Below are 21,714 nucleotides of genomic sequence, written 5' to 3' on the forward strand. Positions count from 1 at the left end.
CCCTTCGGACATCAGCCGCACGGGACGACCGCCACCGGGCACGGCGCGTGGTGCACCGCCGCCTGGATCACCGAGCCCAGGCGGGGGACGGGGTCCGGCTCCGTCTTCTCACGGCCCAGCACGAGCAGCCCGGAGCCCGGCGCGGTGTGCATCACCCCGAGGGCCGGGCGCTCGGAGGTGAGGGCCTCCGCCACCGGCACCCCGGGGTACTTCTCCCGCCAGGGGCGCAGCACCGCGTCCAGCGCGTCCGCCGCCGCTTCCTCGCTTTCCGGCCCTCCCGGGCCCGCGCCCGCACCCGCGCCCGCGTGTACGGCGCGCAGCGCGCCGCCGCGCCGGGCGGCGGCGTCGAAGGCGAACCGCAGCGTCTCCTCGCTCGTCCCCCGCAGACACACCCCGACGGTCACATCCGCGGTCAGCGGCCGGTCGTCGGCGTGCACCATGACCACCGGCCGTTCCCCGTGCGCCAGCACATGGCGGCCGGTCGATCCGAGCAGGTAGCCGCCGGGGGTGCCGCGACCGCGCGAGCCGAGCACCAGCATCTCGGCGTCCCGGGCCGCGTCCAGCAGGGCGGGCACGGTCTCACGCGGCACCAGCTCGGCCGAGACCCGCAGCCCCGGATGGGCGTCGCGCAACTCACCCACCAGGTCGGTCAGCAGACGCTGCGCCCAGTAGTTCAGATCGTCCTCGTGGGGGAGGGTCGGGGCCTCGGGCGACGGCGGGTTCCAGGCGTGGATCAGACGCAGCCGCAGATCCCGCAGCAGCGCCTCGCGGGCCGCCCAGTGTGCGGCCGGCGGGCTCTCGGCGAAACCGTCGACGCCGACGACGATCGGCGCTGCCATCCGTGTCACCTCCTCCCCGCTCACGTCCTCCGGGCCACCAGCGGACGGGCGGCCTCGCCGAGCGCGATCTTGATCGCGCCGGTGTCGGCCGCGCGGGCGAAGACGTCGTACGCCTCCTCCATCTGGTCCAGCTCGAAGAGATGGGTGATCAGCGTGGACGCGGGCAGCCGCCCGGCGGCCAGCAGGGAGAGCAGGGTCGGGGTGGAGAAGGTGTCGACCAGCCCGGTGGTGATCGTCACGTTCTTGATCCACAGCTCTTCGAGATGCAGCGTCGCGGGCCGGGCGTGCACCCCCACATTGGCGATCCGGCCGCCCGGCCGCACCATCCGGGTGCAGGTCTCGAAGCTCCGCGGGCTCCCGACGGCCTCGATCACCACATCGGCGCCGAGCCCATCGGTGAGATCGTCGACCAGCCGCTCCGGATCCTCGGCGGAATCCGCCACCGCGTCGGCGCCGACCCGCTTGGCGGCGTCCAGCCGGGCCGGGTCCGGATCGACGGAGATGATCCGGCCGGGGGAGAAGAAGTGCGCGGTGGCGATCGAGGCCAGCCCGACCGGCCCGGCGCCCACCACCACGACCGTATCGCCCGGCGCCACCCGGCCGTTGAGGACGCCCACCTCGTAGGCGGTGGGGAAGACATCCGCCAGCAGCACGGCGTCATGGCTCTCGGCCGAGCCCGTCAGCGGATACGTGGACAGATCGGCGAAGGGCACCCGGACGTACTCGGCCTGGGTGCCGTCGATCATGCGCCCGAGGATCCAGCCCCCGCCGTCACGGCACTGTCCGTAGGTGCGCTCCCGGCAGAAGCGGCAGTGGCCGCAGCCCGAGATGCAGGAGAGCAGCACCCGGTCGCCGGGCCGGACCCCGCGGACATCGGCGCCGGTCTCGACGATCTCGCCGACCCCCTCGTGGCCGAGCACCCTGCCGGGGCTGACGTCCGGCAGTTCGCCGCGGAGGATGTGCAGATCGGTGCCGCAGATGGTCGTGGTGTCGATCCGGACGATCGCGTCGGTGGTGGCCTCGAGTTCGGGGTCGGGCACCTCCTGCCAGGACGACTGCTCCGGCCCGTGGAAGACGAGTGCTTTCATGGCCGTTTCCCTCTCCTCCGGTTGTTCGCGTTCGGCTTCGCGGTTTCTCAGCCACCTCGTCGCGCGGTGTGCGGTGAGGTGGCCGGGCGCCCCGAGGTCTCATCGCTGGGGCACGATCGCGACCGGGCAGGCGGCGTGGTGCGCCACCGCCTGGGTGACCGGCCCCAGCCGGGGGCCGAACCCCACCTGGCGCGGACCGCGGCCCACGACCATCAGCGCCGTTCCCGCCGCCACGCCCACCAACTGCCGCGCCGGGCTGTCCGACGCGATCTCCTCGAAGACCCGCACCTCGGAGAACTTGTCCCGCCACGGCGCCAGCACCTCGCCCAGCGCATGCTCGGACTCCTTGCGCGCGTCGCTCAGCCCCACGTCCACCACCCACGGGGCGTCGCCCCGGATGGCGGGGACCCGGCTGGCGTACACGGCGCGCAGCACACCGGCGCGGCGGGCCGCGGCGTCGAAGGCGAACTCCAGGATGTCGTCGCCCGGCTCGCCCGGCTCCACCCCGACCACCACATCGCCCTGCCGGTCCTCGTGCGCGTCCGCCCGCACCAGGACCACGGGGGTCACGGCGCGTGCGGCGAGCTCCAGGCCGACGGAGCCGAGGAAGAACCCGGCGACCGCGCCGATCGAGCGGGACCCCACCACCAGCAGCTGGGCGCGCTCCGCCTCGGCCAGCAGAACGGGCGCGGGCCGGCCGGGGATCTGGTCGGTGAGGATCGCCATGTCCGGGTGGTCGGCGTCCAGCTCGGCGCGCGCCGAGCCCAGGGCGCGCTCGGCCCAGTAGTGCCAGGCGGCCTCCCGGCCCGGAGTCAGATCCTTCTGATCGGGCCCCGACCACGCGTTCACGAGCCGCAGCGGCGCGTCGCGCGAACAGGCCTCATGGGCCGCCCAGCCGGCGGCGGCCAGACTCTCGGGGGAACCATCCAGCCCGACGGTGACGGGGCGCGCCATCGCTGCCTCCTTCCCGGCAGACCCACTCGGCACCTCGGCCCCGCCTCCGGGGCGTACGAGCCGCCGTCCGCCAAGCCGCAGCCGACGGTCCGACCGCGCTCGGCCAGGCGCACGCATCCGTATGCCCGACCGCGGCCCGTGCGTATGCCCTCACGGCAGCGGCGCTACGCCCCTTGGACACGGCCGCGGCCACCGCTGGGAGGCGCCCAGCCCGAGGCGCGGCGCCGGGGGCGCCCACTTCTCGCGGGCCCTGATTGCGCGGTGCGCGGTACTCGTGCGTCCGCTTCTCCGCGTCTGCCGGATGCCCCCGGTGCCATCTCCAGCGGACCATGACCGGGCCCCCACCGACAGGGCCGACCGGTCCCGGGTAGGTCCCAGGGACCAGGTCATCCGGCCCTTTCCACCGCCCGGAACGCGCCCCGGAACCCGGCCCGGGCCAACCTGCCCACCTGGCGGCGGGTGCCCGGCACCCCCACTCGCCACGGTCGTCTGATGTGCCTGCCCGGCGCGGCGGTCCAGCCGGGCCGCCCACCCCGGTCGCCCCGTGCACCCGGCCTCCGCCGCCGGGGCCGTCGCCCGGCGGCGGAGGCCGCTGGGGTCCCGATCCGTTCCGGCTCCAGCGCTACTCCACCGGCACCAGCACCACCGGGCAGTGCGCATGGTGGAGTGCCGCGTGGGTGACCGGGCCCAGTTGCATGCCGAGGCGGGGGGTTCGCCGGTGGACGGCGAGTACCAGGACGTCGGCCGCTCGTGACGCCTCCACCAGCGCCTGGGCGGGGGCGGTGTGGGTGGTGTGCTCACGTACCCGGATCTGCCCGAACTCCTCGCGCAGGCCGGCCACCATGTCGTAGGCCACCGTCTGTTCCCGCTCGGCGCGCAGCGCCACCACCTCGCGTGCGGGCAGGGCGTGATCGCCCGCGAAGACCCGGGGCCGCGGCCAGGCGTAGAGCACTCGCAGCCGGGCTCGGCGCCGCTTGGCCTCTTCGAAGGCGAACCGGGCCGCCGCCGCGTCCGCGCCGCTCTCCACCCCGACCAGCACCTTGCCGTGGCCTTCGAGCCCGTACGTCGTCGGCGGTCCGCCGCGCACCACCAGCAGCGGGCGCCGGGTGTGAGCGGCCAGCCGCAGCCCCACCGAGCCGAGCAGCAGTCCGGTGAAACCGCCCAGCCCCCGGGTGCCGATGACGATCAGCGCGGCGTCCCCGCCGATCCGCAGCAGCTCGGGCACCGCGTCCTGTGCCGTCAGGGTGGGCACGATCCGCAACTGGGGATCCTGCTCCTGGGCCCGTGACACGGCCAGCCGCAGCACGGTCCTGGCGATCTCCACCGCGGGCCGCCGCGGTTCGCTGTCCGGGTCGAAGGCGAGCGGGTCGGTCCGCGCCCACGGCCAGGCGTGCACGATCTCCAGCGTGGCGTGACGGCGCCGCGCCTCGGCGACCGCCCCGTCCAGCGCGGCCCAGGCGCTGTCCGAGCCGTCCAGGCCCACCACCACCCGGCCGTTCCGCACCGGCTTGGCCGGGTGGGTCATCGCCGCGCACCTCCCCGGCCGGCGGAGTCGTCGATGAGGTAGGTGAGCCGGTCGACCACGGCCACCACGCCGTCCACCTGTCCGGTCATCCGGACCGCGATGGGGATCTCGCTGTGCCGGTCCAGTTGACCCTCCAGCCGTACGATTCCGTCGGTCACGGTGACCGCGACGGACTGCGGGCCGAGCCACAGCGAGCGGACCAGCACCTCGTCGATCACCTCGGCACGGATCTCGTCGTCCGGGCGGAGGAAGACCCGCAGCAGATCCCGGCGGGTGACGATGCCGATCAGCCGGTCCTCCTCGTCGACGACGGGCAGCCGCTCGACGCGATGGCGGTCCATCGCGCGGGCCGCGTCCACGATGCTGTCCTGGGGGCGCACGGTGACCGCGGGTCGCGACATCAGCTGCCCGGCCGTCGGGGCGGGTTCGCTGAGATCGGTCCCAGTGATCATGCCGACCACCTTGTCGTCGTCGTCCACCACGGGCAGCCCGTTGAAGCGATGCCGGGAGAGCAGCGCACCGACCTCGTCGAACGAGGTCATGGAGCTCACCCGGACGACGTCGTCGGTCATCACGTTGCCGATCTTGCGGTGCTTCATCCGTGCCTCCCCGGTCCGGTCCCAGCTTGGGACGGCGACCCGGCCGCCCTCTTGGGCTGCCCGGGGTCCGATGCGGACCGTTCGGCCCGCATGGGCGCCCTGGGCCGAACGACCCCCGGCGGGGCCGAAACGCCCCTCGCGCCGGATCCCGCACGCCGCGAGGGTGAAGAAGGCGAAGAGGGTCAAAGGCGTCGGCACAGTGCGGCCGCCGCGCGGAAGGTGGTGGAAACGGTGGACCTCCCCCTCGTCGTGGGCGTCGACGGCTCCCACCACAGCCTTCAGGCCGTGGACTGGGCGGTGGACGCCGCAGCCCGGCACGCCGTACCGCTGCGGCTGATCCACGCCTCGCTGTGGGAGCGGTACGAGGGCATCGCCCCCGCCGCCGACCCGGCGCGCCCCTGGGAGCTGATCAGGGAAGAGGAGATCGCCGCCTCCGCCGCGGAACGCGCCCGCCGGGGCGGACCCGAGGTGAAGGTCTGCGCCGAGGTCCTGCCGGAGGACCCGGTCGCCGCGCTGCTGCGCGCCGGCCGGGACGCCTCGGGCCTGGTCACCGGCTCCCGCGGCCGCGGCGAACTCGCCGCGCTGCTCCTCGGCTCGGTCAGCCTCGCGGTCGCCGCCCGCGCCTCGTGCCCGGTCACCGTCGTACGTGGCGGCGAGCCCAACCGGCGCGGCGCCTTCGGCCGGATCGTGCTCGGCGTGGGCGAGAAGGCCGGCCCCTCGGCCGCGACCCGGTTCGCCTTCCGCGAGGCCGAGGTGAGCGGCCGCACCCTGGAGGCCGTACGCGCCTGGCGCGCCCCGGCCGGTGAGGTGACGGATGATCTGCTGTTGGAGGGGGACCCGGTACGTGCCCACTGGGCACGGGCGGAGCGGACGCTGGATCACGCCCTGCGGGCCCCCGGACGGGACCATCCCGAGGTCACCGTCGATCGCGAGACGGTCGAGGGGACGGCCCGCAAGGCGCTCCTCCACGCGGCGGCCACCGCCGATCTGCTGGTCCTCGGCGCCCGCCGCGGCCGCGGTCACTCCGTGGGGCTGGAGTTCGGCCGCATCGCCCACGCGGCACTGCACCACGCGCCCTGCCCGGTGGCGATCGTGCCGGAGTGGGTCTGAACGGCCGGCCAGTGGCGCGACCGGCGGGCAGGTAACGCGACCGTTGGGCAAGGCAACCGGACACCACGAGGGCACCACCGGACACCACGAGGGCACCACCGGACACCACCAGGGCACATCACCGGACACCACCAGGGCAGATCACCGGACACCACGAGGGAGAGAGGCCCATGCCAGACGCACCGACCACGACGGGCTCACCGGACAGCTCGACGGGCTCGCCGGGCAGCGGGCTCGGCGACGACCGGATCCGCGCCCTGGACGCCCACTGGCGCGCCGCCAACTACCTCGCGGCGGGCCAGATCTATCTGCTGGCCAACCCGCTGCTGACCGAGCCGCTGCGCCCGGATCACATCAAGCCCCGGCTGCTGGGCCACTGGGGCACCTCACCCGGCCTCAACCTCGTCCACACCCACCTGAACCGCGTCATCAAGGACCGCGACCTGGACGCCATCTGCGTCTGGGGCCCCGGCCACGGCGGCCCCGCGGTGCTCGCCGGCTCCTGGCTGGACGGCAGCTACTCCGAGATCTATCCGGACGTCAGCCGGGACGCGGCGGGCATTGCCCGGCTCTTCCGGCAGTTCTCCTTCCCCGGCGGGGTGCCCAGCCATGTCGCCCCCGAGACCCCCGGCTCGATCCACGAGGGCGGCGAGCTCGGCTACTCCCTCGCCCACGCCTACGGGGCCGCGCTGGACAACCCCGGACTGCTGGTCGCCTGCGTCATCGGCGACGGCGAGGCGGAGACCGGCCCGCTGGCCGGCTCCTGGCATGCGAACAAGTTCCTGGACCCCGTCCACGACGGGGCCGTGCTGCCGATCCTCCACCTCAACGGGTACAAGATCGCCAATCCCACGGTGTTCGCGCGGCTGCCCCGGCCCGAACTCGACGAGCTGCTGCGCGGGTACGGCCATGAGCCGATCCACGTCTCCGGGGACGAACCGCTCGAAGTGCACCGGGCCATGGCGCACGCCCTGGACGAGGCCCTGGACCGGATCGCCCTGCTCCAGCGCACCGCTCGCGAGGAGCGCACCGCCCGCCAGAAGGGCCTCGCCGAGCGGCCGCGCTGGCCGGTGATCGTGCTCCGCACGCCCAAGGGCTGGACCGGGCCCGAGGTGGTCGACGGGCTCCCCGTGGAGGGCACCTGGCGCGCCCATCAGGTCCCCCTGCCGGGCGTCCGGGAGAACCCGGAGCATCTGCGGCAGCTGGAGCGCTGGCTGCGTTCGTACCGTCCCGAGGAGCTCTTCGACGCCGACGGCCGGCCCCGGCCGCACCTCCTGGCCGAGGTTCCGGAGGGCGACCGCCGCCTGGGCGCCAATCCGCACGCCAACGGCGGGCTGCTGCTGCGCTCGCTGCCCCTGCCCGACCTGGAGCGGTACGCGGTCCCCGTGGACAAGCCCGGTGCGACCCTGCACGAGCCGACCCGGGTCCTCGGCGGGCTGCTGGAGAAGGTCATGGCGGACACCGGCGCCCGCCGCGACTTCAGGGTGGTCGGCCCCGACGAGACCGCCTCCAACCGGCTGGAGGCCCTCTTCCGTACCACCGGCAAGGCGTGGCAGGAGGCCGTCCTGCCCACCGATGAGCACCTCAGCCGGAGCGGCCGGGTCATGGAGATCCTCTCCGAGCACCTCTGCCAGGGCTGGCTGGAGGGCTATCTGCTGACCGGGCGGCACGGCCTCTTCTCCTGCTACGAGGCGTTCGTGCACATCGTCGACTCCATGGTCAACCAGCACATCAAATGGCTGAAGGTGTCCCGCTCACTGCCGTGGCGGCGCCCCGTGGCCTCGCTCAACTATCTGCTGACCTCGCATGTGTGGCGCCAGGACCACAACGGCTTCTCGCACCAGGACCCCGGTTTCGTCGACCATGTGCTCAACAAGAGCCCGGAAGTCGTGCGCGTCTATCTGCCGCCGGACGCCAACACCCTGCTCAGCGTGGCCGACCACATCCTGCGCACCCGCGACTACGTCAATGTCGTCGTCGCGGGCAAACAGCCCTGCTTCGACTGGCTCGATCTCGACCAGGCGCGCGCCCACTGCGCCCGCGGCGCCGGGACCTGGGACTGGGCCGGTACCGAGAACGGCGCGGGGGAGCCGGATGTGGTGCTGGCCGGCGCGGGCGACGTGCCCACCCAGGAGGTCGTCGCGGCCGCCGGAATCCTCCGCCGCCATCTGCCCGATGTGGCCGTGCGCGTGGTCAACGTTGTCGACATGACCCGGCTGCTGCCGAAGGAGGAGCATCCGCACGGGATGCCGGACCACGAGTTCGACGCCCTGTTCACCCGCGACCGGCCGGTCATCTTCGCCTACCACGGGTATCCGTGGCTGGTGCACCGGCTGTCCTACCGCCGGGCCGTCCACCCGCATCTCCATGTGCGCGGCTACAAGGAGATGGGCACCACGACCACACCGTTCGACATGGTGGTCCGCAACGACCTGGACCGCTACCGGCTGGTGATGGACGTCATCGACCGGACCCCGGGGCTCGCGGCGCGCGCCGTGGCCGTACGGCAGCGGATGCAGGACGCCCGCACCCGCCACCACGCCTGGATCCGCGAGCACGGCACCGATATGCCCGAGGTCGCCGAATGGTCCTGGACCGGCTGAGGACCGGCCCGGACGCTCTCACCCAGCGGATCGACCGGCTCACCCGGTGGGGAAGTAGCCGTCCAGATAGGCGTTGCGGAACTTCCCCGCCGGGTCGTGCTCGGCCAGCAGCCGTGCGAAGTCGGCGGCCCGGGCGTACGAGGAGAGGACCCGCTCCGGCGCGGCCGTCGTCAGCTTGCCCCAGTGCGGCCGCGCCCCCAGCGGCAGCAGCGCCTCCTCCATGGCGGCCACCACCTCGATCACCGCCTCGTGGTCGGGGACCCAGGTGAAGTGGAAGGCGACGCTGTCCCGGCCGTACGCGGGGCTCAGCCACAGCTCGTCCGCCGCGACCGTGCGGACCTCGGACACCTGCACCACGGGCGCGATCCGGTCGCCGAGGCCGCGCAGCGCGGCGAACGCCGCCGAGGCGGCCTCGCGCGGCAGCAGCAGCTCCGACTGCAGTTCATCGCCGTTGCTGGGGGTGAAGTCGGGGCGGAAGTGCGGCAGCCGCTCATGCCACGGCCCCGGCGCGCCCAGCTGTTCGGTGCAGTGCAGCGGCGGCATCGCGGGCACCGGGTGGTGGTGGCGGTCGGCCGGGGTGGCCCCCAGCCACGGCTGCCCGGGCTCCGGGGGATCGGGCAGATCGGTGCGGCACTTCAGCCACACCACGCCCTCGCCCGAGTGCCAGTCGGTGAAGACGCTGACGCTGTAGGCGGCGCCGAAGATCTCCTCGAAGCTGTCGTCCAGCCGGTCCAGCGGCAGCCCGGTCCACACCCACTGGGCTACGTCGTAGGTGGGCTCGACGTCCAGCGTCATGGCGGTGACGACGCCCAGTCCGCCGAGCCCCACCACGGCCCCGTTCAGCCGGTCCCGGTCCTCGTCCCGGCTGATCCGGGTCACCTCGCCGTCGGGGCCGACGATCTCCAGCCCGGCGACCGCCGCGGCCAGGCACTGCTGGGCGCTCCCCGAGCCATGGGTGGCGGTGGCGCAGGCCCCCGCGACCGTGATGTGCGGCAGCGAGGCGAGGTTGGCCAGGGCCAGACCCTCGGTGTGCAGGGCCTGGGCCACATGGGCGTAGCGCATGCCGGCCGCGATGGTCGCGGTGCGCTTCTCGGCGTCGATCTCCACCCGGTGCGGCAGCCGGTCCAGGTTCACCAGATCGCCCTCGGTGTCGGCGATGCGGTTGAAGGAGTGGCCCGTGCCGAGCACCCGCACCCGGTCGGCGGAGCGGACGATCCGCCGCAGCTCTTCGACGGTGTCGGGGTGGTGCAGCCGGGCGGCGGAGAAGGTGATGTTCCCGGCCCAGTTCGTCGGGGCGTGGGTGGTCGGCATCCGTGTCGTCCTGTTCCGGCTGGCGGGCGATGGGTGATGTTGTCAGGACCTTGGTACAGGTCCGCACCCTGATCCGTACAGACCCGGTTTCGCCGTCCATGCCCCGGACGGCTCAGCAGTACGGGCCGCCCTGCCGCCACGCGCCCACGATGGGGGCATGACTGCCCCGAAGCCACAGCGTCCGAGGTCGGTACTGCTCGGTGAGCTCTGCGCGGAGTTCGCGGGCACCATGGTGCTGATCCTCTTCGGCTGCGGTGTGGTGGCCCAGGTGGTGGCGGGCGACGTCCTGACGAAGATGCCGGGCTCGCTCGGCAATCACGACTCCATCGCCTGGGCCTGGGGTCTGGGCGTCACCCTCGGTGTGTATGTGGCGGCGCGGCTCAGCGGGGCCCATATCAACCCGGCGGTCACCCTCTCGCTGGCCGCCTTCAAGGGCTTCCCCTGGGCCAAGGTCCTGCCGTATGTCGTGGCCCAGACGGTCGGCGCGTTCGTCGGGGCCCTGCTGGTGCGCTGGAACTACACCGAGGCGCTGGGCCACGCCGACCCGAGGCACACCTTCAAGACCCAGTTCGTCTTCTCCACCCTGCCCGGCAACGGCACCCTGCCGGTCAGCGAGTGGGGCGCGCTGCGCGACCAGATCATCGGCACCGCGATCCTGGTGCTGCTCATCTTCGCCGTCACCGATGTGCTGAACTCGCCCCCGAAGGCCAATCTGGGGCCCCTCGTCATCGGGCTGATCGTGGTCGCGATCGGCATGGCGTGGGGGGCCGACGCGGGGTACGCCATCAACCCGGCCCGTGACTTCGGCCCCCGGCTGGCCAGCTACCTCACCGGATACCGCAGCGCCTGGCGGGACCAGTACGGGGATCTGTACTTCTGGGTGCCGATCGTGGGCCCGCTGATCGGCGGGCTCGTCGGCGCCGCCCTCTACAAGGTGCTGATCAGCCGCTTCCTCCCGGTGCCCGGAACGGAGGTGGGCCGCACCCCGACCCCGAGTAGCCGATCCGGGCCGTACCCCACCCACGAGAGGCGGCAGCATGCCGGAATTCATCGGTGCGGTGGACCAGGGAACCACCAGCACCCGTTTCATGATCTTCAACCACGACGGTGACGAGGTGGCGCGGTACCAGCTGGAGCACCGCCAGATCCTGCCGCGCGCGGGGTGGGTCGAGCACGACCCGGTGGAGATCTACGAGCGCACCAACTCGGTGATGCAGAATGCCCTCCGCGCGGGCGGGCTGTCCCCCACCGACCTGGCCGCGATCGGCATCACCAATCAGCGCGAGACCACGGTGATCTGGGATCCGCGCAACGGCCGCCCGTACTACAACGCCATCGTCTGGCAGGACACCCGCACCGACACCATCGCCGCCGCCCTCGAACGGGACGGCCGTGGCGAGATCATCCGCCGTAAGGCCGGGCTGCCGCCCGCCACCTACTTCTCCGGCGGCAAGATCAAGTGGATTCTGGAGAACGTCGAGGGCGTCCGCGAGGCCGCGGAGGCCGGGCACGCCCTCTTCGGCAACACCGACGCCTGGGTGCTGTGGAACCTCACCGGCGGCCCCGGCGCCGGTATCCACGCCACCGATGTCACCAACGCCAGCCGCACCATGCTGATGAACCTGGAGACGCTGGACTGGGACGACGAGCTGCTGGAGATCTTCGGCATTCCGCGGGCGATGCTGCCGACGATCAACCCCTCCTCCCACCCCGAGGCGTTCGGCCAGGCCCGCACCTCCCGCCCGCTGCGCACCGCCACCCCGATCACCGGCGTCCTCGGCGACCAGCAGGCGGCCACGGTCGGCCAGGTCTGCTTCGCCCCCGGCGAGGCCAAGAACACCTACGGCACCGGTAACTTCCTGCTGCTCAACACCGGAGCGGAGCTGATCCGCTCGACCAGCGGGCTGCTCACCACCGTGGCGTACCAGTTCGGCGACAGCCCTCCGGTCTACGCCCTGGAGGGCTCGATCGCCGTCACCGGCTCGGCCGTCCAGTGGCTGCGCGACCAGATGAAGATGATCGACGACGCCCCGGGCAGCGAGCGGCTCGCCCTCACCGTCGAGGACAACGGCGGGGTGTACTTCGTGCCCGCCTTCTCCGGGCTCTTCGCCCCGTACTGGCGCTCCGACGCCCGCGGCGCGATCGTCGGCCTCACCCGCTACAACACCAATGGCCATATCGCCCGGGCCACCCTGGAGGCCATCTGCTACCAGAGCCGGGACGTGGTCGAGGCCATGGAGCGGGACGCCGACATCCACCTGGACGTCCTGCGGGTGGACGGCGGGGTCACCGACAACGAGCTGTGTATGCAGATCCAGGCCGATGTGCTGGGCGTACCGGTCAGCCGCCCCGTCATCGCCGAGACCACCGCCCTGGGCGCCGCCTACGCCGCGGGGCTGGCCACGGGTTTCTGGCGGGACACCGATGAGCTGCGCTCCCACTGGAGCGAGTCCAGGCGGTGGGAGCCCCAGTGGGACAAGAAGGCCAGGGAGGAGGGCTACACGGGCTGGAAGAAGGCCGTCCAGCGCACCCTGGACTGGATCACGGTCGAGTAGGCCCCGGATCACGGTCGAGCAGGCCCTGGATCACGGTCGCGTACGCCCGGCAGGGCCCGGGGCCGGGTGGCCGCGCCGGGACCCGGTTGCGCCGGGCGTCCGACGGCGTTTCGCTGGAAGTACCCGGTGGTGGCCGAGACACCCTGGGACCGCGCTGTTTCCGCCACCACCGCCGCTCGTCAGCATCCGACGCGGAGGTGATCCAGGTGAAAGCCGTCGTCTACGAGAAGCCCTATGCGGTGGCGGTGAGGGACGTCGACGATCCTCGGATCGAGCATCCGAACGATGTGATCGTGCGCGTCACGTCCAGCGCTATCTGCGGCTCCGATCTGCATATGTACGAGGGCCGTACGGCGGCCGAGCCCGGCATCGTCTTCGGGCACGAGAACCTCGGCGTCGTCGAGGAGACCGGCCCCGGCGTCGTCACGCTGTCCAAGGGCGACCGCGTCGTCATGCCGTTCAACGTGGCCTGCGGATTCTGCAAGAACTGCCTCGCGGGCGACACCGGCTTCTGTCTCACCGTCAACCCCGGTTTCGCGGGCGGTGCCTACGGCTATGTGGCGATGGGGCCCTACACGGGCGGCCAGGCCGAGCGGCTGCGGGTGCCCTTCGCCGACTTCAACTGCCTGAAGCTGCCCGCGGGTGAGGAGTTCGAGACCGACTTCGTCCTGCTCGCCGACATCTTCCCGACCGGCTATCACGGCTGTGAGCTGGCCGAGGTCTCCCCGGGCGAGAGCGTGGCCGTCTACGGCGCGGGCCCGGTGGGGCTGATGGCCGCCTATTCCGCGCTGCTGCGCGGCGCCGCCAAGGTGTTCGTGGTGGACCGGGTCCCCGAGCGGCTGGCCAAGGCCGAGGAGATCGGCGCCATCCCCATCGACTTCAGCAAGGACGACGCGGTGCGGCAGATCATGGACCGCACCGGCGGCGAGGGCACCGACAAGGGCATCGACGCGGTGGGGTACCAGGCCCAGGGGCGCGAGGCCGGCCATGAGGAGCCCGCGGTGGTGCTCAACTCGCTGGTCGACACGGTGCGGCCGACCGGACGGCTCGGTGTGCCGGGGCTGTACGTCCCCTCCGACCCCGGCGCCGCCGACGAGCACGCCAAACGCGGTCAGCTGCTGGTCTCCATCGGCCGGATGTTCGAGAAGGGCCAGCGCATGGGGACGGGCCAGTGCAATGTCAAGCGCTACAACCGCCAGCTGCGCGACCTGATCATCGCGGGCCGCGCCAGGCCCAGCTTCGTGGTCTCGCATGAACTCCCGCTGGACCAGGCCCCGCAGGCGTACGAGAAGTTCGACAGGCGAGTGGAGGGCTACACCAAGGTGGTGCTGCATCCGGTGCTCGCGGCCTGACGGGTCACTTAATAGGGTGAAATGCACCATACTTGGCTATATGTCCCAGAACGGCTGTCTCGTTCAGCTCCGGGAGGAGGAGCGATCATGAAGAACTCCCGGGTGGCGCTGGCCTTCGTCAGCGGCTATCTCTTCGGGCGCGGCCACAGGGGGACCTTGGTCCTCGGCCTCGCCGGTCTCGCCGCGGGCAAGCGGCTCTCCGGAATCAGCCCACCGGGCGCCCAGGCGCTGCAGTCCTCCGAGCTCGGCAAGCTGGGCCAGGAGATCGGCAGTCGGCTGGTCTCCGTGGGGCGGGAGGCGGCCATGTCGGCGGCCAGTAGCCGCATGGACGCCCTGAGCGACCGGCTGGAGCATCGCGCCTCGGCGCTGCGCACCGGCGGCGCGGGGGGCGGGAAGCCGGAGGCCGGGGAGCACGAGGAGCCGGACGAGCACGAGGAGTCGGACGAGCACGAGGAGCGCGAGGAGCGCGAGGAGCGCGAGGAGCGCGAGCGCACCGGCAAGCAGCAGCGCAAGCCGGCCGACCGTCCGGCGCAGGCCAGGAAGCGGACGGCTCCGAAGGGCCCGCGCGACGAAGCCAGAGGTGAGGGCCATGGCTGAGGAATTCCCCAAGGGACGGGCCGCTGGGGGCGGCGCGCTGCCCACCGACCGCCTGGTGAAGGAAGCGCAGGGCCTGCTGATGGCGCTGGGCGAAAAAGCTCTGGAATCGGTCACCCACCTGGGGGGGAACCCCGGGCCGGGCGGCGCGCTGAAGGGCGGGCTGGAGCAGGTCCGGGAGAAGGTCGTCGACACGGCCAAGGACCAGATGAAGGACCAGGTCAAGGAGAAGGTCAAGGGCCAGTTCAAGGAGAAGGTCGTCGACAAGGTCAAGAGCGTCATCCCCGGCCTCGGCGGTGGCGGCGACAGCGGCAAGGGCGGCAAGAAGCTCAAGGTCACCAACATCGTGGAGCAGATCGACGTGGGCGCGCCCCTCTCCCTCACCTACAACCTCTGGACGGAGTGGGAGAACTTCCCCTCGTACATGAAGAAGGTCGAGGACGTCCAGAACCAGGGCGAGGACGAGGGCGAGGACGAGGCGCCCGGGACGGAATCCGAGTGGAAGGCCCAGGTCTTCTGGTCGCACCGCAAGTGGCAGGCAGAGGTTGTCGAGCAGGTGCCCGACAAGCGGATCATCTGGACGTCACGGGCCGACAAGGGCCATGTGGACGGCACGATCACCTTCCATGAGCTGGCCCCCGAGCTCACCCGGATCCTGTTCGTCCTGGAGTACTGGCCGCAGGGCTTCATGGAGCGCACCGGCAACCTCTGGCGTGCCCAGGGCCGCCGGGTGCGTCTGGAGTTGAAGCACTTCCGCCGTCATCTCATGCGCGAGGTGCTGCTCAACCCCGACGAGGTCGTGGGCTGGCGCGGTGTGGTGCGCGACGGCGAGATCGTGGAGGGGGACGAGCGGGAGGAGGGGGAGCCCGAGGAAGGCGAGGAAGGCGAGGAGCGCGAGGAGTATGACGAGGAGGAAGAGCCCGAGGAGCCCGAGGACTACGAGGACGAGGAGCCCCGGGACGAAGACGAGGAGGAGTACGAGGACGAGGAGCCCGTACGGCGCCGCGCGCGACGCTGACGGATCCCGCCCCGGGAACGGGTGAGCGCGGTGACCGTAGCACGCCAGCAGCAGAGCCAGTATCTGGACCGGGCGAGTTCCAGCGCCCTGGTCGACGTGGTCGACCTGATCCTGGACAAGGGCCTGGTCATCGATGTGTATGTGCGGGTGTCCCTGGTGGGCATCGAGCTCTTGACCATCGACGCCCGGATCGTCGTCGCCAGCGTGGACACGTATCTGCGGTTCGCCGAGGCGACCAACCGACTCGACCTCGCCCGCAGCGGCACCGAGACCCACGGTCTGCCCGGCCTCATGGACGACCTCCGGGAGGGCGGCGGCAAGAAGAAGACCAAGGGCGCCCTGGAAGGCGTCAAGGAATCGGTCTCGGATCTGCTGCAGGACGATGCCGACGATGCCGACGATGCCGACGAGGACCGGGAACCCGAGCGCGAGGAGCGGGGCAGGCCCCGGCGCACGAGGGGTTCCACCAGCCACAGGGAGCGGGAGCGGTGATGGCCGAGGACGCACGTGCCTGCTACGTCTACGGGGTCGTCACGGACGACCGGACCGATGAGTCGGTCAAGGACCTCCCCGCCGTCGGGGATCCGGAGGCCCCGGTGACCCTGGTCCGCCACCGCGGCCAGGCCGCGGTGGTCAGCGAGGTGCCCGTCGGCAAGCCGCTGGGCACCCCCGAGGATCTGCGCACCCACGCCAAGGTGCTCGACAGCCTGGCCGAGCAGGGTCCACCGGTGCTGCCGTTCCGTTTCGGCACCGTGGTGAGCGACACCGCGGCGGTGACCGACGAGCTGCTGGCCGAGGGGCATGACGACTTCGCCCGCGGCCTGGACCGGCTCCGCGGCCGCTCGCAGCTCACCGTGCGGGCCCGGTACGAACAGGACGCGGTCCTGCGCGAGGTGGTGACCGAACAGCCGGAGGCCAGACGGCTCCGCGAGGAGCTGCGGGGGCTGCCGGAGGAGGAGGGGTACGAGCAGCGGATCCAGCTCGGCCGGCTCGTCCTGGACACCATCGACGCGAAGCGGAGCGTGGACGCGCTGGAGCTCGACCGGCGGCTGGGGCCGTACGCGCTGGCCTCGGTGTCGCAGGAGGCGGCGTCCGCCGAAGGGCTGGTCAACGCCTCGTTCCTGGTGGAGGACGCGAAGCGGCAGGCGTTCGAAGAGGCGGCCGAGGAGCTCGCCGAGCACTGGCACGGCCGGGTCCGGCTGCGTCTGCTCGGCCCGCTGGCGCCGTACGACTTCGTAGCCGACGCACTGCTCGAAGGAGAGGAAGGCGACGAGTAGCCATGGGACTGTTCACCGGCCTGGCCACACTGCCGCTGGCCCCGGTGCGAGGTGTCGTCTGGGTGGCCGAGCGGCTCCATGACGAGGCCCATCGGCAGCTGTACGACCCCGAGGTGATCAAGCAACGGCTGGAAGAGGTCGCGGAGGCCCGGGAGAGCGGAGAGCTCACCGAGGAGGAGGCGGCCCGCGAGGAGGACGAGCTGGTCCGCCGGCTGATGTCCCAGGGGCCGCCCGGCGGGGGCATGGAGGTATGAGCCGTGCCCCCCGAGGAACGGCCTCGCGAGGAGCGCCGCCGCGAGGAGCGGCCGCGCACCCGGCCCCGTGAGGAACAGGACCGGCACGAGCAGGGCCAGGAGCGGGAGCGGCCCCGGCCCCGCCGCCCCGCCCTGGATGCCCGCGACGCCGCGCGGAGTGCGGCGCGCCATGTGGAGGGGCTGACCGGGCGGGCCGCGGAGGGCGTCACCTCGCTGGAGCGCGGGGAGGACGGCTGGGTCATCGGCATCGAGGTCGTCGAGACCCACCGGATACCGGACTCCACCGACATCCTCGCCGAGTACCAGGTCGAGCTGGACGACCACGGCGAGCTCGCCTCCTACCGCCGCACCGAGCGCTACTACCGGGGCAGGGGGGAGAACACATGAACCAGAGCTCCGACTGGAACGCGCCGGCCCGGCGCACCGGCGGCGCACGCGAACCGGCCCGCCGTGGATCCGAGCCCTCCAGCCTGGCCGACATCCTGGAGCGGGTGCTCGACAAGGGCATCGTCATCGCCGGTGACATCCAGATCAATCTGCTGGACATCGAACTGCTGACGATCAAGATCCGGCTGCTGGTCGCCTCCGTGGACCGGGCCAAGGAGATGGGCATCGACTGGTGGGAGCACGACCCCACGCTCTCCTCCGGCGCCCGGGACGTCCTCGAGGAGAACGAGCGGCTGCGGCGGCGCGTCGGCGAGCTGGAGGAAGGCCCCGGCGCCCGCGAGGTGGACCGCGGCGCGGAGCGGGAGGACGAACGGTGACCGATTCCCTCGCCACCTGGCTGTACGCGGTGACGGCCGCCCCGGAGGACGGCACCCCGCCGCAGGGGCTCACCGGTGTGGCGGACGAGCCGGTGCGCCTGGTGGAGAAGGCGGGGCTGGCCGCCGTGGTGGGCTCCGTACCGCTGGAGGAGTTCGACGAGGACGCGCTGCGCGGCCATCTGGAGGACCTGGAATGGCTGGAGCGCACGGCCCGCGCCCACCACCGGGTGATCAACGGCGCGGCCCGCCAGGGCCAGGTCATCCCGCTGCGCTTCGCCACGCTCTACCACGATGACGACCGGGTCCGCGCGATGCTCCAGGAGCGCCGGGAGGACTTCACGGCCACGCTGCGTCGGGTGGCGGGCCGCACCGAGTGGGGCGTCAAGGCGTATGTCGACCCCCGGTCCTTCCTGCCCGACCCGGACGAGCCCGCCGGCGGCGAGGACAGCCCCGGCACCGCCTATCTGCTGCGCCGCCGGGCCCAGCGGCAGGACCAGGAGACCGCGCATCTGCGGGCGACCGAGCGCGCGGAGGAGATCCACGCCTCCCTCGCCGCGCTGGCGGTGGCGACGGCCGCCCATCCACCGCAGGACACCGCGCTGGCCGCGTACGAGGGATGGATGGTGCTGAACAACTCCTATCTGGTGCCCGACGGCCTCACCGAGGAGTTCACCGCCCTGGTGACCACGCTGGGGGAGCGCTACCCCGCCGTCACCCTGGAGGTCAGCGGCCCCTGGCCGCCGTACTCCTTCACCGGTCCGCCGAAGGCGGAGGGAGAGGCCCGGCCGGAGGAGGCGACGCCGTGACCCGTGCGATCGAGCGCAGGGAGGTGGCCCTGGTCGACCTGCTCGACCGGGTGCTCGCCGGAGGCGTGGTGATCGCCGGGGAGATCACCCTGACCATCGCCGACATCGACCTGGTGCGGATCTCCCTGCGCGCCCTGATCGCCTCCGTACGGGTGGAGAACGAGGAGGAGGAACGAGGAGGGAGGGAGGGGGCCCGCCATGACGGATGACCGCGCTCCCCGGCCCGGCCGGCGGATCGAGGTGGACGAGGAGTCGGTCCGCAAGAGCCTGGCCGGTCTGGTGCTCACCATCGTCGAGCTGCTGCGGCAGCTCATGGAGCGGCAGGCGCTGCGCCGCGTCGAGCAGGGCGGCATCAGCGATGAACAGATAGAGAAGCTCGGGCTGACGCTGATGGCCCTGGAGCAGAACATGGCCGAGCTGCGCGAGCACTTCGGGCTGACCGAGGACGACCTCAACCTGGATCTGGGCCCGCTGGGCCCCCTGCTGCCCCGCGACTGACCGGGCCCCGCGACCGGCCCCGGCCACCCCAAGCCCCTGACCTGGGCGTCCGGCGCCGATTGGCGGGACACCCCGGCCGGGCGCGTCACCCGCCGAGTAATGTGCGGGTGTGGGGATCACGCTCAACCTCCAGCGCGCACGACCGGCCGATGTGTACGTCGGCCGCTCGGCGCTGGCCGAGCTCATGTCGGTGCTGCACATCATGGCCGAGCCCGACCACCACCCCGAGGCCCAGCGCTGGACGCACCGGCTCGGGACGGCGATCTCCCCCTCCCTCGCCCATGAGATGAGCGCCCTGTCCCCGCTGTGGGCCCGGCTCCGCTGTCGGCTGCTGTTTCCGCTGGGACTCCCGCTGGACCAGCCCTTCGAGGACGAGCTGCGCCATCTGGAGAAGCTGCCGCTGGAGGAGTTCGTGGGCCTGTGCTCCCAGGGAGTGCTCGGCTTCCGTGAGGCCGTGCCCCCGGCGCGCCGCCTGCTCACCGACCCCGAGGCCGCCGAGCGCTATGTGGCCCAGTGCGAGCGGCGGTCCATCCGGCGTGGGGAGCTGGCCCACGACCTGGTGGCCTCGCCCGAGGGGCTGCGCGGCCGGCTCCTGTGCTTCCTGGAATCCTGCGCCGAGGCGTTCTTCGCCTCCGAGTGGCGCACGGTCCGCGACCGGCTGGAGTCGGCTGCCGCCCGGGTCCGCAGCGACATCCGGCGGCGGGGTCTGGCCGAGGTGCTGGCCGGGCTCAGCCCCACCGCGGTGGTCTCCCGGGGCGGGGCGCGGGTGCGCTACGACAAGCTGGCCGTCGCCGAGATCGAGATCGGCCCGCGCCCGCTCTTCCTGCTCCCCTCCGTCCATGTCTGGCCGCATCTGACCGTCAAGGACGAGGAGTCCCACCCGGTGGTGCTCCAGTTCGCCGCCCAGGAGGACGGGACGGCCGATCAGCTCACCCAGGCGGAGCTGCGGGCGCGGATGTCCGCGCTGGCGTCCCTGGGCCGGATGGAGGTGTGCCGCCATCTGCTGGGCGAGCCCATCACCACCTCCGAACTGGCCCAGCGGATGGGGCTCGCCGATACGCAGGTCTCCCGCACCCTGCGCCAGCTCAGGGACGCCGGGCTCATCGAGTCCGAGCGCGAGGGAAAGTACGTCTACCACCGGCTGGCCACCAGCACCCTGCTCCGGCTGGGGCAGGACGTGCTGGCGACCATCATGCGGTGACGGCCGCGCGCCCGCGGCCCGTCAGCCCGGCCGGGTCCACAGCAGAACCGCCGAGGGGCGGTCCGCGTCCATATGGACCCGGTTGGTCGCGACCACCTTGCGGCGGCTCACCGCCTCCGGCACCCCGGTATTGGAATTGACGTCGAACCGGGGGAAGTCGCTGGAGGAGATGTCCACCCGCAGCCGGTGCCCGGCCTCGAAGCGGTTGGCCGTGTCCGGCGCCGGGATCTCGATCTCGTACACCTCGCCCGGCTCCAGCGGCTCCGGGTGCTCGAACGACTCGTGGAAGCGGCAGCGGAAGATGCCCTCGGTGAGGTTCATCGCGAAGCCGTGCGGATAGTCCTCGTTCGGCGGATGCACATCGACCAGCTTCACCGTGAAGTCGGTGTCCGGCGCGGAGGAGGAGATGAACAGCCGGGCCGTCACCGGTCCGGCCACCACCAGCGGCTCCTCCAGCGGCGGGGTGGCCAGCGAGATCACATCGGGCCGGGAGTTCAGCGGCAGATACGGCGGGCGGGCACCGTAGAACCGTTCGTCCGGCACCTGGTCGAAGGCGCCGCCCACCATCACCGGCTCACCCGAGGTGACCTGGCCGCCCAGCGTCGGCACCGGGTCGTTCGGATCGAAGTCGTACTCCACCCAGGCCCGTGTCGCCGTCGGCCGCTCCCGGCTCAGCTCGCCCGAGGTGTGGCAGTAGAACGCCGTCTCCCGGGTCCCGGCCGGGGGCCACTGGGTGTCGGTGTGCCACCGGCCGCCGTGCCGCATCCGCCCGGCCTCGTCCCGTCGCCCGTCCCCGCCGCCCATCAGGAAGTACCGCACCCGCGGGATCGACTCCGGGTCGCCGCCTCCCAGCACCGCGTCGAACCAGCGCTGCCGGAAGGACAGATACGAGGCGTCCACATTGCCGCTGAGTGTCGACGCGGGCCCGAAGTCCACATCGCCGGCGAAGGTGACACAGCGCAGCCCGTGCTTCCACGGCCCCATCACCAGATACGCCGGGGACCGCTTGAGACGGCCCATGGCGGTGAAGTTCTCGATGGTGGAGCGCACATACGGGTCGTACCAGCTCGACATGTGCAGGGTCGGCACATCCGGGAAGCGGTCGTAGTGGCCGCGCCCGTAGATGGCGGGCTGGCGCCAGTACGCCCCGAAGGCGTCATGCCGCCACTGGTCGAGCAGATAGCGCTCGTAACTCCCCACCTGACGCAGCGGGGAGACACCCGTGCGCCACGGCAGCACGGTGAACCAGTCGCGCAGATCCGTCCCGCGAACGCCTTGCGCACCAGCGGGTCCCGCTCCGCCTCCGGGCTCTCCTCACCGTGCCGGAAGGCCCAGGTGATCTGCTTGAGCTCGAAGGCGCCGCCCA

The 21,714-nt window shown here is 72.3% G+C and carries 23 protein-coding genes; 16 read left to right on the plus strand and 7 right to left on the minus strand.

The window, feature by feature from the left end; genetic code table 11:
* Window positions 1–11: 11 nt before the first annotated feature.
* From BLV72_RS33015 to BLV72_RS33035, 5 genes are all read right to left on the minus strand, one after another.
* Window positions 12–839 carry a universal stress protein gene (locus tag BLV72_RS33015; RefSeq protein ID WP_093466940.1) on the minus strand — a complete coding sequence of 276 codons (828 nt, stop codon included), beginning with the start codon at window positions 837–839 and terminating at the stop codon, window positions 12–14.
* Between the two features lie 20 nt (window positions 840–859).
* Window positions 860–1,927 (minus strand): alcohol dehydrogenase catalytic domain-containing protein, encoded by a 1,068-nt coding sequence (locus BLV72_RS33020; RefSeq protein WP_093466941.1) that lies wholly within the window; start codon window positions 1,925–1,927, stop codon window positions 860–862.
* Window positions 1,928–2,026: 99 nt separating this feature from the next.
* On the minus strand, window positions 2,027–2,881 hold the full coding sequence (locus tag BLV72_RS33025) for a universal stress protein (RefSeq protein WP_167746437.1): 855 nt from the start codon (window positions 2,879–2,881) through the stop codon (window positions 2,027–2,029).
* A gap of 622 nt (window positions 2,882–3,503) precedes the next feature.
* Window positions 3,504–4,406 carry a universal stress protein gene (locus BLV72_RS33030; protein ID WP_093466944.1) on the minus strand — a complete coding sequence of 301 codons (903 nt, stop codon included), beginning with the start codon at window positions 4,404–4,406 and terminating at the stop codon, window positions 3,504–3,506.
* Window positions 4,403–5,005, minus strand: coding sequence for a CBS domain-containing protein (locus BLV72_RS33035; RefSeq protein ID WP_093466946.1), 603 nt, complete (start codon window positions 5,003–5,005; stop codon window positions 4,403–4,405). Before BLV72_RS33035 ends, BLV72_RS33030 begins: the two co-directional genes overlap by 4 nt.
* A 231-nt stretch (window positions 5,006–5,236) precedes the next feature.
* Here BLV72_RS33035 and BLV72_RS33040 point away from each other — a divergent pair, with 231 nt between their 5' ends.
* Entirely contained in the window at window positions 5,237–6,115 is an 879-nt protein-coding gene (locus BLV72_RS33040) for a universal stress protein (protein WP_093470689.1), read from the plus strand.
* Window positions 6,116–6,285: 170 nt separating this feature from the next.
* Window positions 6,286–8,718: a phosphoketolase family protein gene (locus BLV72_RS33045; RefSeq protein WP_093466947.1), complete on the plus strand. Its 2,433-nt coding sequence runs from the start codon at window positions 6,286–6,288 to the stop codon at window positions 8,716–8,718.
* Between the two features lie 39 nt (window positions 8,719–8,757).
* Here BLV72_RS33045 and BLV72_RS33050 read toward each other — a convergent pair whose 3' ends face one another.
* Window positions 8,758–10,029 (minus strand): FAD-binding protein, encoded by a 1,272-nt coding sequence (locus BLV72_RS33050; protein ID WP_093466949.1) that lies wholly within the window; start codon window positions 10,027–10,029, stop codon window positions 8,758–8,760.
* 157 nt (window positions 10,030–10,186) lie between these two features.
* Here BLV72_RS33050 and BLV72_RS33055 point away from each other — a divergent pair, with 157 nt between their 5' ends.
* The 14 genes from BLV72_RS33055 (at window position 10,187) to BLV72_RS33120 (ending at window position 20,348) form a co-directional block, all read left to right on the plus strand.
* On the plus strand, window positions 10,187–11,140 hold the full coding sequence (locus BLV72_RS33055; protein ID WP_093466950.1) for an MIP/aquaporin family protein: 954 nt from the start codon (window positions 10,187–10,189) through the stop codon (window positions 11,138–11,140).
* Window positions 11,067–12,584, plus strand: coding sequence for a glycerol kinase GlpK (gene glpK, locus BLV72_RS33060; protein ID WP_093466952.1), 1,518 nt, complete (start codon window positions 11,067–11,069; stop codon window positions 12,582–12,584). The genes BLV72_RS33055 and glpK overlap by 74 nt, the downstream gene beginning before the upstream one ends.
* Window positions 12,585–12,790: 206 nt before the next feature.
* Window positions 12,791–13,936, plus strand: coding sequence for a glutathione-independent formaldehyde dehydrogenase (locus BLV72_RS33065; RefSeq protein WP_093470690.1), 1,146 nt, complete (start codon window positions 12,791–12,793; stop codon window positions 13,934–13,936).
* An 87-nt stretch (window positions 13,937–14,023) separates the two neighbouring features.
* Entirely contained in the window at window positions 14,024–14,533 is a 510-nt protein-coding gene (locus BLV72_RS48190) for a hypothetical protein (protein ID WP_093466953.1), read from the plus strand.
* Window positions 14,526–15,548 carry an SRPBCC family protein gene (locus BLV72_RS33075; RefSeq protein WP_093466955.1) on the plus strand — a complete coding sequence of 341 codons (1,023 nt, stop codon included), beginning with the start codon at window positions 14,526–14,528 and terminating at the stop codon, window positions 15,546–15,548. The genes BLV72_RS48190 and BLV72_RS33075 overlap by 8 nt, the downstream gene beginning before the upstream one ends.
* A gap of 30 nt (window positions 15,549–15,578) precedes the next feature.
* Window positions 15,579–16,040, plus strand: a complete 462-nt coding sequence (gene gvpJ / locus BLV72_RS33080) for a gas vesicle protein GvpJ (RefSeq protein WP_093470691.1) — start codon at window positions 15,579–15,581, stop codon at window positions 16,038–16,040.
* Window positions 16,040–16,825: a GvpL/GvpF family gas vesicle protein gene (locus tag BLV72_RS33085; RefSeq protein WP_093466956.1), complete on the plus strand. Its 786-nt coding sequence runs from the start codon at window positions 16,040–16,042 to the stop codon at window positions 16,823–16,825. The genes gvpJ and BLV72_RS33085 overlap by 1 nt, the downstream gene beginning before the upstream one ends.
* Window positions 16,826–16,827: 2 nt before the next feature.
* Complete coding sequence (locus BLV72_RS33090) at window positions 16,828–17,079, plus strand: gas vesicle protein GvpG (RefSeq protein WP_059146109.1); 252 nt, start codon at window positions 16,828–16,830, stop codon at window positions 17,077–17,079.
* 3 nt (window positions 17,080–17,082) lie between these two features.
* Entirely contained in the window at window positions 17,083–17,466 is a 384-nt protein-coding gene (locus tag BLV72_RS33095; protein WP_244321130.1) for a gas vesicle protein GvpO, read from the plus strand.
* Window positions 17,463–17,843, plus strand: coding sequence for a gas vesicle protein (locus BLV72_RS33100; RefSeq protein WP_093466958.1), 381 nt, complete (start codon window positions 17,463–17,465; stop codon window positions 17,841–17,843). Before BLV72_RS33095 ends, BLV72_RS33100 begins: the two co-directional genes overlap by 4 nt.
* Window positions 17,840–18,649, plus strand: coding sequence for a GvpL/GvpF family gas vesicle protein (locus BLV72_RS33105; protein WP_093466959.1), 810 nt, complete (start codon window positions 17,840–17,842; stop codon window positions 18,647–18,649). The genes BLV72_RS33100 and BLV72_RS33105 overlap by 4 nt, the downstream gene beginning before the upstream one ends.
* Complete coding sequence (locus BLV72_RS33110; RefSeq protein ID WP_093466961.1) at window positions 18,646–18,858, plus strand: gas vesicle protein; 213 nt, start codon at window positions 18,646–18,648, stop codon at window positions 18,856–18,858. Before BLV72_RS33105 ends, BLV72_RS33110 begins: the two co-directional genes overlap by 4 nt.
* The gene (locus tag BLV72_RS33115) at window positions 18,848–19,147 is read left to right on the plus strand and encodes a gas vesicle protein K (protein WP_014056821.1); all 300 of its coding nucleotides are present in this window, start codon (window positions 18,848–18,850) and stop codon (window positions 19,145–19,147) included. The genes BLV72_RS33110 and BLV72_RS33115 overlap by 11 nt, the downstream gene beginning before the upstream one ends.
* Before the next feature lie 109 nt (window positions 19,148–19,256).
* The gene (locus tag BLV72_RS33120) at window positions 19,257–20,348 is read left to right on the plus strand and encodes a helix-turn-helix domain-containing protein (protein WP_093466962.1); all 1,092 of its coding nucleotides are present in this window, start codon (window positions 19,257–19,259) and stop codon (window positions 20,346–20,348) included.
* A gap of 21 nt (window positions 20,349–20,369) precedes the next feature.
* On the opposite strand, the gene BLV72_RS51165 is transcribed toward BLV72_RS33120, so the two are convergent.
* Window positions 20,370–21,548 carry a CocE/NonD family hydrolase gene (locus BLV72_RS51165; RefSeq protein ID WP_280143025.1) on the minus strand — a complete coding sequence of 393 codons (1,179 nt, stop codon included), beginning with the start codon at window positions 21,546–21,548 and terminating at the stop codon, window positions 20,370–20,372.
* Between the last annotated feature and the right edge of the window lie 166 nt (window positions 21,549–21,714).

Origin of the sequence: Streptomyces melanosporofaciens (genome assembly GCF_900105695.1) — a bacterium.
GTDB classification, from domain to species: Bacteria; Actinomycetota; Actinomycetes; order Streptomycetales; family Streptomycetaceae; genus Streptomyces; species Streptomyces antimycoticus.

Excerpts from the sequence above, each read along its gene's own strand:
- BLV72_RS33015 (WP_093466940.1), bottom strand. The coding sequence starts at position 839 with ATGGCAGCGCCGATCGTCGTCGGCGTCGACGGTTTCGCCGAGAGCCCG.
- BLV72_RS33020 (WP_093466941.1), bottom strand. The coding sequence starts at position 1,927 with ATGAAAGCACTCGTCTTCCACGGGCCGGAGCAGTCGTCCTGGCAGGAG.
- BLV72_RS33025 (WP_167746437.1), bottom strand. The coding sequence starts at position 2,881 with ATGGCGCGCCCCGTCACCGTCGGGCTGGATGGTTCCCCCGAGAGTCTG.
- BLV72_RS33030 (WP_093466944.1), bottom strand. The coding sequence starts at position 4,406 with ATGACCCACCCGGCCAAGCCGGTGCGGAACGGCCGGGTGGTGGTGGGC.
- BLV72_RS33035 (WP_093466946.1), bottom strand. The coding sequence starts at position 5,005 with ATGAAGCACCGCAAGATCGGCAACGTGATGACCGACGACGTCGTCCGG.
- BLV72_RS33045 (WP_093466947.1), top strand. The coding sequence starts at position 6,286 with ATGCCAGACGCACCGACCACGACGGGCTCACCGGACAGCTCGACGGGC.
- BLV72_RS33050 (WP_093466949.1), bottom strand. The coding sequence starts at position 10,029 with ATGCCGACCACCCACGCCCCGACGAACTGGGCCGGGAACATCACCTTC.
- BLV72_RS33055 (WP_093466950.1), top strand. The coding sequence starts at position 10,187 with ATGACTGCCCCGAAGCCACAGCGTCCGAGGTCGGTACTGCTCGGTGAG.
- glpK (WP_093466952.1), top strand. The coding sequence starts at position 11,067 with ATGCCGGAATTCATCGGTGCGGTGGACCAGGGAACCACCAGCACCCGT.
- BLV72_RS48190 (WP_093466953.1), top strand. The coding sequence starts at position 14,024 with ATGAAGAACTCCCGGGTGGCGCTGGCCTTCGTCAGCGGCTATCTCTTC.
- BLV72_RS33075 (WP_093466955.1), top strand. The coding sequence starts at position 14,526 with ATGGCTGAGGAATTCCCCAAGGGACGGGCCGCTGGGGGCGGCGCGCTG.
- BLV72_RS33085 (WP_093466956.1), top strand. The coding sequence starts at position 16,040 with ATGGCCGAGGACGCACGTGCCTGCTACGTCTACGGGGTCGTCACGGAC.
- BLV72_RS33090 (WP_059146109.1), top strand. The coding sequence starts at position 16,828 with ATGGGACTGTTCACCGGCCTGGCCACACTGCCGCTGGCCCCGGTGCGA.
- BLV72_RS33100 (WP_093466958.1), top strand. The coding sequence starts at position 17,463 with ATGAACCAGAGCTCCGACTGGAACGCGCCGGCCCGGCGCACCGGCGGC.
- BLV72_RS33115 (WP_014056821.1), top strand. The coding sequence starts at position 18,848 with ATGACGGATGACCGCGCTCCCCGGCCCGGCCGGCGGATCGAGGTGGAC.